This window comes from Vibrio tetraodonis (assembly GCF_003350295.1).
Classification (GTDB): domain Bacteria; phylum Pseudomonadota; class Gammaproteobacteria; order Enterobacterales; family Vibrionaceae; genus Vibrio; species Vibrio tetraodonis.
The window spans coordinates 20,103-31,931 of record NZ_QLYY01000019.1 but is presented as its reverse complement, the minus strand read 5'-3'; the positions used below and the strand labels follow the sequence as shown (position 1 = coordinate 31,931).

Sequence of the window (11,829 nt, the reverse complement as noted above, 5' to 3'; positions counted from 1 at the left end):
GCTCTCGCTAACCGCCAGTTTGTTGCTGATTGAGAAACTCTTGCGCTTCATCGATGGCTTTATCTAATCGTAATTTAAGCTCGGCGAGAAGTTCAGTAACTGAGCCCGAGCCGTCTTTGAGAGCTTGCTCAACATTACCTGCTGCCTCTCGCAGCTTCTTGGCCCCAAGGTTACCACCCACCCCTTTGAGACTATGCGCTTTGCGTAATGCCTCTTCTGGTGAGTCATGCAATAGCTCGGCAATTTTTTCTGTATCACCAGTGTGATCATCAACAAATACTTGCAACAACATACACACCGACTCATAATCATCGCCAAGTGATTCCAACATGGCTTTTAAATCAATTTCGGGCTCATAAACTCCCTTTTCATCATTACCCATAGCCACTGCCTCGTTCTGGTTTATAATTTCCACTTTTGGGGTTTCGGTCCGTTGATCGTCTGTTTGTGTTGGTTCTTGCTTTGCGCCAATGGGTTGGTTTGGTATTGGCTGAACTGAAGACACACGATAGCTGACACCAAACAAGGCGAGTAAACACAGTCCACTGAACACTAAACCACCGATAACCAACTGATTTTGCTGATCATGAAACTCACGTTCTACCAAGGCGATCTGAGAGTAAATTGAATTATTCATGATTTTTTCAATCACATAATTACCTTGGGCGTAAGTACCCAGCAATGACGATGTTTTCGAGAGCATATGCTGTAAATGCTTTTTCTGTAGCGCAGGTAACTTGTCCGATTGCACATAGAGTTGGTCAAGCTCCCTAAACACTTTGGGATTTGATTCACTAGAACTAAACAGCGCAGCCAATACATTCGTGCCTACTTTCGCGTAATAATTCGATAGTTTGGAATCTTTTTGGTACTTGGCACGGAGTGTTTGGATCTGGTCAACCAGCGCAATCAGCTCAAGTTCATTATTCAAAAACGTCTTCATCTGCTCTATAAATTGGTCGGTAGTGTAAAGCAGCTGCCCCATATCAAGGGTTAACCAATTTTGCTCGTAAGTCGCCGCCATCTGCAAGCGCAAAGCGTGTATCAATTGCAGTTTAAGCGCTTGCTCTCCAGTCTGGCTCGCTCGGTAAGAAGGCTCTTGGAACATAGAATACTTGAGTTCATCAATACTGTTGCTTAGCTCACTGACCTGATTCATTGTGGTTACGCTTGAGCGATAGGCAAACATTAATGTTGCAATACCTAAAATCCAGATCGCCACAACCAACCAAGCTAACTTGAGCGCCTTACCTTCCATACCTTGCTCTTCTTCGAATAAATTGCATAATTACAAGCATATACGCAATGAGCAAGAATAGCAGGCCAAAGTCGTGATTTCTTCGACCTAGTCCGATTTTCATCATAGAGTTCAAGCTATTTAACCATCCATAATAAAGGCCACATCTCACTGTGGCCCCAATTAACACTTTATGAAAGTTAGGCAACCGCTCTTTGAGGCGCACTCACTAATAAGCTTTCAGCGGTGTTTATATTGCTGAGAGGGGAGTTTGCTATCTCATTGTCAGAAACGTCAAACCCGCTCATGGCCTGTACAAGTAAATCAGGCTCTGCCGCTGGCGGCATATACTCGGGTAATGTCATAGGTGAGAATTTGGTCCCATCTGACAGCACCACTTCCTCGATGCAATAGCGCCCATCTGTATACACGTTCTCTATCGTAATACTGTCACCCGACTCCGGTCCGCCTATCAACAACACCATATGATTGCCGTCTCTGCGGACACTCAACTCCGAATGCGCGATACCCTCGGCCCAGCACAATACGGTCTGTCTTATTAAAACCAGAAGAAGAACTCCGACTGTAATGGTCAAAATCGTTAATCACATCCTGTCCATCACCACGTTCAAACACATATGTCTCTGACCCCGAACTGCCTTCCAGTCGGTCACTCCCTTTGCCTCCAATCAAACGATTCACTGCGTTTTGAGCTACATTACGTTGATGACGGTCATTCGTTGTGCGAGTTACCTTCAACGTATCATCGCCTTCACCACCATCTAACGTGTTATTGCCACTGTAAGAGACCGTTAACGTGTCGTTACCTTCACCACCAAACAGCTCATCGTTACCCGTTTCACCATGCAAGGTATCGTTACCAGCATCACCGTGTATTATTTCACTCCCGCTGCTTCCAGAAATAATGTCGTTCCCCTCTAAACCAGCAATAAAATCATTAGTATTACTACCCGCTAGTTCATCATCTGTATTAGTTCCAACTTTAAATACAGATGCATTTGTTTTGGATATTTGAATTAGCTTATCAAAGCCTGTAGGAAGCTCATTTAAGTTAGTATTCAAATAATCAAATAGGTAAGAGTAAAGGTTTTTTTGATTATTAGAATAAAGATCATCTACCGTCGACACTGTTTCAAAAAACTGATTGATTTCCTTGAATGATTCTGATGTCTGTAGTGATGCCAGTTCAATTAGTGAGTTAGCCACGATCGAAAAGTCTCCATACAATTGTCCTGAGGAATTCGCTTGTACCCACTTTACTTCTTGGAATAAGTTGGATTCAATTCCAATCAACCGCAGCTCAATCTCTCCTTTTAAATTTTCGAATATCCCTTCCAGTAGCCTCGTATATTGAGTTCCAGTACCTCTTGGTTTATCAATCTTATAGCCATAAAAGGCTTCCAAGGTTTTTACCTTTCGAATATCAATTTTGCTCTGATGGTAACGTGTGTAGTCACCGCTCACACCCGCCCATATAAACATAATTTCAGTAAGCATCTCTGAAGAAGACTGATCTGTAGTGCCTATTTGATAGCTTTCTATCAGTGACTTAAGGCGGCCTGATTCATCTTTTGCCATGGCATAATGTAGAGAAGGAAGAGACCCGATACCGTTAATGTTGGGAAGTTTAAGAATGTCTTCAGGAATAACGATTTCCGAATATATAAAGTCTGACTTTTCCATTTGAAACCAGACATCGTTTAAATCATTTATGCTACCGTCTGATGTGGTGTACGACGACTGTTGCCGGTGCTCATTTCCATTATCATCGACATATTGCGAGTCGTTATAAGTTAGTTTTAATGATGTGACACCATAGTGTTCTAGTGAGCATAGCTCTTCACTCTGGCTAATACCATCTTGATTCAGGTCCCTGAAAACGTTTAGCTGACTGAAAATACCGTCTTGGCTATCGATAAGACCATCATCATTCTCATCGTATTGACTCAGTGCTGTAAAACCATTATTCGCAAATGTACCGTCTCGTAACTTTGTATTATTACCGAATAACTCTTTTCCTGATGTAATTGAGCCATCACCATCTGCATCGAATACTAATAGACCATCATCCGGCCCTACAAATGCAGAACGCTCTCGCTTTCCATCACCATCATGATCAAAATAAACGCCGTTTTCCAAACTGGTTGTCGTGATGCCATTACTATCCAAATCTAATACCAAAGGTGAACTGGGGGCAGAGGGGGCTGGGGTCAGCTCACCTAGAGGGGCATCGTATTTTTCACCGTAGCCTTTACAATAATCAGAAAGCTGCTTATTCCGAGCCTTATCTTGATTAATAAAATCTTCGAGTCTTTCTAAAGGATTGTGGGTCCTATTATACTTTTGGAATAAATTTGAGCCTTTCTTAAGTATTTCATCCATTAACCTCTCAATTATCGTTCCAGGAACTCCACTAGCACCAACGAGGTCATTCATACTCTGGCCTTTCTTGGTAGTAGCATTTTCCATTGCTTTTATAACCTTTTCATAGTTATCAATACTGGGGTCGTTCATTACTGCTTGACATGCGTTAGTAAGCTCCTTTGTCAATCCTCTATTTTCTGTGTGATTACCTATAGCACCCAATGCATCAAGGGCGACATCTAGTTGCTGTGACGTTGACATTAATTCTTCCTTTTTATTCGCACTTATTTAAGTAATATTTCCAATATCTATTTAGAATATCTTTCTTAATATCCCAATCAACAGCTAATCCACCTAAGCCATCACCATTTTTAATAAATCTATAAAATTCACAATCATGTAATAGTGTTGATTTATTAAATACAGAGACCCACTCTTCTATCTTTTCTTTCTCGTTATATTTTTCTTGAAGATAGATATACTCGAACACTGAGAAGTCATTACCAAGGAACATCGACTCTCTAATAGATTTCACATATTCAGATATATCCATATTGAATTTAGAATCGTAAAACCGAATAAAAGGCAGTATGAATGTTGATTTCAAATCACCATATTCGTTGGCTAAAGCTAGAAACTCTGATCCTGTGCCATTTTCGCATGAGTACATTTGCGTACCTAGCATATAATACTTAGCAGCTTTAGTTTTATCGCTTCCTTTATCTTCCATTGAAAGTAATAATTCTTTGGATTTGAACAAATTTTTTTCAATACCTACTCCGTATCTATGCTTAATTGCCATGAGAAGCTTTGAATCATCAACAGACATGTTAGAAAAGTCTGACCCTAATATGTAGTCTCCAAGCTGAGAAACAATATTTTCCTTTTCATGTTCTTCCATAAACAAATAGCAGCTTTTGTCACTTTGGTTTTTAACTAAAAAAACACCATAAAAGCAAAAAAAAACGTGATAATTAACTTATTCAATATTTAGCTCCTTACTAACTCATAGATATCCACCACCCGATGGCAATGGGCTAATGTTGATAAACGATGCGCTATGCTGATCACGGTTCGGCCTTTGGTGATTTCGGGTAGGCGTGACACAATGGCTGCCTCAGACTCATAATCGAGCGCACTGGTGGCTTCATCTAGGATCAATATTCTGGGGTTAGTCATTAATGCACGCGCCAATGCGATTCTTTGCCTTTGCCCACCAGAAAGGCGACTGCCCCCTTCTCCTACCTGTGCGCTATAACCTCCAGATAGCTCGATAATAAAATCATGAGCGCCCGCCAATTTAGCCGCGTGAATGACTTCTCCATCCGTAGCATTAGGTACACATTGCTTTATGTTATCGGCAATGGTTCCGCCAAATAGGCAGCTTTCTTGAAGCACGACACTCATGTTGCGTCTTAGCTCAACGGGATCAGCGATAGCGAGATCCATACCATCAACCAGCACTTGGCCTGAGTCTGGCGTATACAAGCGCTGCAACAACTTGGTTAAAGTACTCTTACCACATCCAGAACGACCTGTGATCCCGACAAACTCCCCCGCTTTGATGGTCAAGCTGAGATTTTTCAATACTTCAGGAGAATCTGTATCGTAACGAAAACGAACTTGATGGAAAACCACTTCACCTTTCATTTGAGGGATCGAGGCTAAGCCTTCACTGCCCGCCTCTTGAGGCTCATCTAATATATCCCCAACGCGGCGCAGTGAGATTAAGGTGTGTTGAAAATCTTGCCAAACCTGTGCTAAGCGTAAAATAGGCTGGGTAACTTGGCTTGCCAACATGTTAAACGCCACTAGCTCACCGGGCGAGAGTTCACCTTCTAAAACCAGTTTTACCCCCCACCAAAGCGTTAGTGCAGCAGTAAATTTTTGGATCAAACCAATACCTTGCTCCGCCCAAATCGAAACGACCCGAGCGCGAAAACCCGCTTTAAGTTGCCTCGCCAAGTTAGCTTGCCAACGCTTTTCAAAACTGCGTTCCAACGCATTGGTTTTGACCGTTTCAATTCCAGTTACTGATTCGGTCAAAAAAGCGGTATTGTCTGCCGTTGTTTCATACTCTTTGGTGACTTTTGCGCGCAAAGCTGGCCCCACAGCTAACCAAAATAGAAAGTACAACACCAAAGAGCCAAGCACGACCCAAGTCAGCAGCGGTGCATAGGCAAATAAGACCGCAATAAACGCCCCGATGAAAATCAAGTCGAGCACAATGGTCAACGCAGAGCCGGAGAGAAATTGGCGAATTTGGTCCATTTCACGCACTCTGGCGGTAATTTGCCCTGTTTGCCTGCGGTCAAAATAGCTCAGAGGTAAGGCAATTAAGTGCGAATAAAGCCTTGCACTAAGATCAGCATTAAGCTTGCTGGCAAGATTGGCATACATCCAGCTGCGCATATAGTTAAATAAGGGCTCAAAAATTGCCATGCCCAACAGGGCGATACCCAGAACATGCAAACTGGACACACTGCGACTGACTAATACCCTGTCAATAACATTTTCAAATACAATCGGAGTTGCAAGCGCAATCAACTGAATAAAGAGTGACAACCAAATGACTTTCCTCGCTTGGATGACATGCTTTTTAAGGGCAGGTAAAAACCAGCGAAAACTGAAGGATGTCTGTGCAGTGGTTAACTCTCCGTCGGCAAGCAAATAGGTATTACCCTGCCAAATCGCCTGAAAATTCTCATTAGAATAGCGTCGTACTTGATTGGTTCTAGCGCAATACAAGGTGACATCCGAATCTGTGACCTTAAGCAAAACGTAAAATTGATTATCAAGCTCAACAATAGCGGGCAGCGGTGTGGTATTGAGCTGCTCGAATCGCAAACTGACTTGTTTCGCTTTAAGGCCAACCCACAACGCGCAGCGACACAATTGCGTCGAATCTAACTCACTGACAGACTCTCCAAGTTTGTGCTGCAGATGATTTATTTCCACCGATTTATCAAAATGTTTCGCTACATAAGCTAGGCATAGTAAGCCCGTTAGCCGGATATGATGTTGAGGGTTCATTAACGCTCCCTCATGGCTTCAGATTGATACTGCTGCAAAGGGCTTAGCAAGTAATCGATAATGCGGCGGGTTCCGGTTTTAATTTCAGCACTCAAACTCATACCCGCTCCAAGTGTTACCCACTTATCATCAACTAAAATTTGGTTGCTGTTGAGACGAATTCGGGCAGGAAACACATACCCTAGCTGCTCATCTTCTACCGCATCTTTGGATACGTGCAGTAACTCACCTGAAATGGTGCCGTATTTAGTGAAGGGGAAGCTATCGATTTTGATTTCTACCGCTTGGCCAGCCATGACAAAACCAATGTCTTTATTGAGAACATTGACTTCAGCTTCGAGGTCAGCAGCCTTTGGCACGATAACCATCAAAGGCTCGGCCGGAGATGCCACCCCACCAAGTGTATGAATACTCAGTTGCTGCACTACGCCATCTACTGGAGAGCGAAGCGCCTGAATGCGCTGGCGCTCACGAGCCTTGACAAGTTCTTGCTCAAGCTCTGCAATTCGACCATCAACCTGATTAAGCTCATCAAAATACTCTAGCCGCTTTTGAGCAATAAGCGTCTCTCTTTGTTCAACAAGACTTGCTGCTTGCGCGCTAAGTACCTCGGTTTGAGATTGTAAGTTACTCAGATCACGCTCTACATCTAATAGTTCTCTCTCTTGTTCTAATAACTCAACCCGAGCAATCGAGTTTGTTTCCATCAGTGCTTGACGCGCATTGAGTCGCGTAGTGATGTTTTGTTTAAGTTTATTGAGCGCCGCGATGGCTTGGCGATTCGCTTTTAACTCTGCTCGATTAACATTCTGCTCAGCTTCAATTTTTTCCAGCAATTGAGTCGTTTCAGTGTACTCACTTTGCAAATGCTGACGACTGATGACAATCAGCTCACTATTGGCATCTGGTGTAGGGTTAAAGCGCTCTAGTGGAGCGTCTGAAAGCAGCGCCTCAAGTCTCGACTTGTCCAACTGATAACGAATTTTTTGCTCGGCCAATCGGCTCGACTCCGCATCGGCGCCTGCTGGGTTAAGCTGAATGAGAATATCGCCTTTGCGAACATGCTGACCATTTCTAACATTAATCGCTATGACTTCACCTTGTTCTAACGCTTGTATAACTTTGCTATGGCTCGACACCATAACTTTGCCTTGCGCGCTTGCATGGATGTCGAGCTGGCCAACAATCGACCAAACCAAGGTCACTAGCAAGAATGTCGCAATGGTAAACGCAACACGTCTAGACCAGGGCGAAGGCGGCTTCTCAATCACTTCGAGATAAGCAGGTAAAAACTCGTATTCATGTTGGGGGCGTTTTGGCGATTGAAGCTCACGCTTTTGGGCTTTGAGTGCCATTTTTATTATATTTATCATTGCACTTGCTCACTCACTTTAGTTTCCTTTTGTTTTGATTGCTGTATATGCCAGAGTCTGGCGTAACATCCTTTTTGATCGAGTAATTTCTCATGGGTGCCAAGCTCTGTGACTTCACCTTGTTCAATCACCGCAATACGGTCGCAACCTTGAACCGCAGATAAACGGTGCGCGACCGTTATGACGGTTCTGCCACGCGAAATAGCTGCCATATTTTGATTCACCACTTGTTGAGATTCTTCATCTAAGGCGCTCGTGGCCTCATCTAGGATCAATATTCTTGGTTTGGTCATCAAAGCTCTGGCGATCGCGATACGCTGCTTTTGGCCCCCAGATAAAGAGGAGCCGCCCTCTGCTAGTAAGGTGTCATAACCTTTGGGCATTTTAATAATGAATTCATGAGCACCTGCAAGCTTTGCAGCTTCAACTACCTGCTCAAAAGAGGCTGTTGGCCTACGAATGGCAATGTTTTCTCGCACACTGCGGTGAAATAGGTAGTTTTCTTGTAACACCACACCAATATTTTTTCTCAGCGCCGGTGATGACCATTGGTTAATTGGAACACCATCAATCAGAACATGGCCTTTTTCCGCCAAGTAGAGCTTTTGAATCACGCGAGTGATGGTACTTTTTCCTGATCCAGAAGGCCCTACCAGGCCGATTGACTCCCCTGGACGAATGTCCAAGCTCAGTCCTTTTAACACCGGGGCTAATTGAGGCTGGTATCGAAACCATACTTGGCGAAACTGTATATGACCCTGAAACGGCTGATTTGATGCATGTCGGCCCATTTCCTGCTCTGCTGGCAAATTGAGCATTTCACCAAGGTTATCGACAGCAACTCGCGTTTGGATAAATTGCTGCCAAAGCTCAACTAGCTTGGCCAGTGGCTGACTGACATGATTCACCATCATGTTAAACGCAATCAACTGACCTATAGTCAGTTCCAATGACATAACCATCTGCGCGCCAATCCAAAGCACACCGACCGTCGTTAGCTTTTGAACTAACGTGACCCACTGACTGATTTGCGCTTGATAACTTTGACGAGAAAAGTTCGCTTCGACCAGCTCTTGAGTTTGCCCTTCCCATTTTCGTTCAAATCTAGGCTCGATGGCGAGGCTTTTAACTGTTTCTACGCCATTAAGCGACTCGGTCAAAAAGCCCGTATTTTTAGCGCCGCAGCTGAACTGGTGCTCAATACGCTGTTTAAGAGAGCCTGAGCTTGCCCATGCGATAAACGCATATACTGGCAGTGTTGCGATCACTAACCAAGTTAACGGCGCACAGAGGTAGAACATCACACCGATAAATACAAAGGTAAAACTGGCATCGACTAATAACGTCAGCGCCGCGCCAGTTAGAAGATTGCGTATACTGTCTAGTTCTCTTACCCGAGTGACGATGGCTCCCACATGCCGATTTTTAAAATAAAGTAAAGGCAGGCCGAGTAAATGTTTAAATAACTTAACACCGAGCCGTATATCTATTCGTGTGGTCGTATGAGCTAACAAATATTCTCTTAACCCTTTTAAGATCACCTCAAACAAACCAACTACAAGTAGCGCCACAACTAACACGTCAAGGGTAGATAGCGCATTGTGAACCAGGACCTTGTCCATAATGACTTGAAAAAATAATGGCAGGATGAGGGCTAACAGTTGCAGTAAGAGTGAAAAAAACAGCACCTCTCCCAATAGCTTTCGGTGGCGAACAAACTCAGGAATAAACCAACTAATATCAAACTTTCCACCGCTCTGGTGATACTGAATAATTTGGCCTGCCCACTGCTGTTTTAAGTCTTGTCTTGAAATCACCTCAGGTGTCGACTCATCCGCCTTTTGGATCAAGGCTTGATCTTCTGACAGCCGAGCGAGCACAACAAACTTTCCATCCTTGGTTTGATAGGCAAGAGGAAGGTGGGCAGTCGTTAGCTTTTCTTCCCTGAGTTTTTTTAATCTCAGTTGACCATCTGTCTTATCTGAAGTTTTTTTTAGCCAGCTTTTTAGACATTTCCCTTGCTGCTGAGTAGGAAGAGAACATGTGATGCCCATTAACCTCAGTAATATCTGAGAACTTTCTACTGCACTTTGAAAAAATGCGTCCGTGTTGGAATAAGCCGTATCCATGAATTGAATGGTTTAATGTAATTTTTATATACGCGGCAGGTTACATATTTGCACCATATCATTCAACACACATATCAATAAAGCACGCATGCATGTTTATATTTTTATCCATTATGAGTTAATTATCACATCAGCAAGCGAAAATTGACTTAAATATGACCATGCTTACCGAAAATTCAGTGGGATTGAACAGACTAAAATAGTGGTTTCTACGAGATTTCTATGGCTAAACTGTATGAGAAGTGTTGATAAATCGTAATGGCACATATTAAAGATATTTAAAAGTGCCATTAACTATTATTTTCGCAGGGAGGAATGCTGAAAAGGGTAACGGCTTACCCTTGATTTCTAGTCAATTGGTCGCGCAAGTTTGGCGGCGTCCCTTTAATGGTTAAAGTATCGGTTTCTGGATCATAAAATATGCGCTCACCGAGTAGCATACTGTCAAAACTCATATTGAGCCCACCGCCTGCCCCAACATATTTTGTTAGCTTTCTAACCGCCGTTCGCTCCCCCGGGAAGCTGTCTTCTAACTCATACCCTCTCTCTTGGGTAAAATCTAAAAAGCTGGTGCCTTCATGGGTCGGGGGTAATTCTCCAGATAGTTCTCGAACTTGAACTTCATCACCTGTTTTGATCTGTTCATTGCAATAATCAGCCACTTGTTTTTTGTAGCTGATCACTTCTTCTTTTTCTAGCTTTGAGTCAGTGCAAAAGTCATCAACTGCTTGCATCAAAACTTGATTTTGTTGTTTGGTATCTAGCCCGACTTCTGCTTGTAAAAAATCTAAGAAAAAGTCAGCCACTTTACGGCCGACACGCCCCTTTATATAAGCTAAGTAACGGTTAGACTCTTTATCCGTCTCGTAACTGGTCAAATCAATACGGGCCGCTATATCCATTTTGCTAAGGTCTAAATAATCCGTCGCGCTAATATCAAGACCCTCTGTTACTTTTAGGCTCTGGTTGGATGGCACAATAGCAACAAACAGATAATTGGTTGCCAGTGACTGATATTCTGCAACCACTAATATGCCTTCGTCTGCAAAGGGGTATTTGCTCAACTCATTTTTAAGACGATTTGCACTAAGTTGCGAAAAATCATAGAAGTTCCTTCCACCTTTGCGAAGCTCATGCAACCAGATTTGAAATTCACTGTCAGATTTAAAACTACCAAAGCCTTTGCCTGCTTTGGAATTGAAGACTCTGTGAAGCTCAGCCACTAAATTTTCAGTGGACGTGTCGTTTTCTAGACATTCCGTTCTAAAGTTAACAATAAGTTCGTCAGAGTCATTTTTTCGTAACTGATGCAAAATTACATTTGAAAGATGAAGGCTCATAGTAAATTTTTATCGTCGTGTAGGTTTCAGTTGCGGGGCATTGTAGGTTATCATAAGTCGCTTTACTATCACCACTAGAGTCTTTATGCCGATCACATCTAAATACAGCGATGACAAAGTAGAAACTATCTTATCAGAGGTGGCTACTGTTCTTGACAAACACGGGGCTGGGCCTGAGCTATCTTTAATGATTGCAGGTAATATCGCTACCAATGTCTTAAATCAAAACGTTAATACTTCACAAAGAAAAGCACTTGCTGAAAAATTTGCTCAGGCATTGTTGTCTTCTATTGAAGAAAGCACTCACTAGAATAACAAACGGACAATAGAAC

Annotated in this window: 9 protein-coding genes; 1 reads left to right on the top strand and 8 read right to left on the bottom strand. The window is 42.9% G+C overall.

Features of this window, described 5'->3' with window-relative positions; translation table 11 throughout:
* Positions 1–7: 7 nt before the first annotated feature.
* The 8 genes from DPF90_RS14595 to yejK form a co-directional block, all read right to left on the bottom strand.
* The gene (locus DPF90_RS14595; RefSeq protein WP_114787072.1) at positions 8–1,258 is read right to left on the bottom strand and encodes an Hpt domain-containing protein; all 1,251 of its coding nucleotides are present in this window, start codon (positions 1,256–1,258) and stop codon (positions 8–10) included.
* A 179-nt stretch (positions 1,259–1,437) separates the two neighbouring features.
* On the bottom strand, positions 1,438–1,722 hold the full coding sequence (locus DPF90_RS14590; protein ID WP_114787071.1) for a calcium-binding protein: 285 nt from the start codon (positions 1,720–1,722) through the stop codon (positions 1,438–1,440).
* Entirely contained in the window at positions 1,688–3,883 is a 2,196-nt protein-coding gene (locus tag DPF90_RS14585; protein ID WP_114787070.1) for a calcium-binding protein, read from the bottom strand. The genes DPF90_RS14590 and DPF90_RS14585 overlap by 35 nt, the downstream gene beginning before the upstream one ends.
* Before the next feature lie 13 nt (positions 3,884–3,896).
* Entirely contained in the window at positions 3,897–4,523 is a 627-nt protein-coding gene (locus tag DPF90_RS14580) for a hypothetical protein (RefSeq protein ID WP_114787069.1), read from the bottom strand.
* A gap of 89 nt (positions 4,524–4,612) precedes the next feature.
* Positions 4,613–6,655, bottom strand: coding sequence for a type I secretion system permease/ATPase (locus DPF90_RS14575; protein WP_114787068.1), 2,043 nt, complete (start codon positions 6,653–6,655; stop codon positions 4,613–4,615).
* Entirely contained in the window at positions 6,655–8,028 is a 1,374-nt protein-coding gene (locus DPF90_RS14570; protein ID WP_114787067.1) for an HlyD family type I secretion periplasmic adaptor subunit, read from the bottom strand. The genes DPF90_RS14575 and DPF90_RS14570 overlap by 1 nt, the downstream gene beginning before the upstream one ends.
* The gene (locus DPF90_RS14565) at positions 8,025–10,157 is read right to left on the bottom strand and encodes a peptidase domain-containing ABC transporter (protein ID WP_205395197.1); all 2,133 of its coding nucleotides are present in this window, start codon (positions 10,155–10,157) and stop codon (positions 8,025–8,027) included. Before DPF90_RS14565 ends, DPF90_RS14570 begins: the two co-directional genes overlap by 4 nt.
* 335 nt (positions 10,158–10,492) lie before the next feature.
* Positions 10,493–11,497 (bottom strand): nucleoid-associated protein YejK, encoded by a 1,005-nt coding sequence (yejK, locus tag DPF90_RS14560; RefSeq protein WP_114787065.1) that lies wholly within the window; start codon positions 11,495–11,497, stop codon positions 10,493–10,495.
* Positions 11,498–11,582: 85 nt separating this feature from the next.
* On the opposite strand from yejK, the gene DPF90_RS14555 reads away from it, so the two are divergent.
* Positions 11,583–11,807 carry a YejL family protein gene (locus tag DPF90_RS14555; RefSeq protein WP_114787064.1) on the top strand — a complete coding sequence of 75 codons (225 nt, stop codon included), beginning with the start codon at positions 11,583–11,585 and terminating at the stop codon, positions 11,805–11,807.
* Positions 11,808–11,829 lie beyond the last annotated feature (22 nt).

What these genes read in the sequence shown, in the direction of transcription:
- DPF90_RS14585 (WP_114787070.1), bottom strand. Translation starts at nt 3,883, where the DNA reads ATGTCAACGTCACAGCAACTAGATGTCGCCCTTGATGCATTGGGTGCT.
- DPF90_RS14590 (WP_114787071.1), bottom strand. Translation starts at nt 1,722, where the DNA reads ATGGTGTTGTTGATAGGCGGACCGGAGTCGGGTGACAGTATTACGATA.
- yejK (WP_114787065.1), bottom strand. Translation starts at nt 11,497, where the DNA reads ATGAGCCTTCATCTTTCAAATGTAATTTTGCATCAGTTACGAAAAAAT.
- DPF90_RS14575 (WP_114787068.1), bottom strand. Translation starts at nt 6,655, where the DNA reads ATGAACCCTCAACATCATATCCGGCTAACGGGCTTACTATGCCTAGCT.
- DPF90_RS14555 (WP_114787064.1), top strand. Translation starts at nt 11,583, where the DNA reads ATGCCGATCACATCTAAATACAGCGATGACAAAGTAGAAACTATCTTA.
- DPF90_RS14595 (WP_114787072.1), bottom strand. Translation starts at nt 1,258, where the DNA reads ATGGAAGGTAAGGCGCTCAAGTTAGCTTGGTTGGTTGTGGCGATCTGG.
- DPF90_RS14570 (WP_114787067.1), bottom strand. Translation starts at nt 8,028, where the DNA reads ATGATAAATATAATAAAAATGGCACTCAAAGCCCAAAAGCGTGAGCTT.
- DPF90_RS14580 (WP_114787069.1), bottom strand. Translation starts at nt 4,523, where the DNA reads ATGGAAGAACATGAAAAGGAAAATATTGTTTCTCAGCTTGGAGACTAC.
- DPF90_RS14565 (WP_205395197.1), bottom strand. Translation starts at nt 10,157, where the DNA reads ATGGATACGGCTTATTCCAACACGGACGCATTTTTTCAAAGTGCAGTA.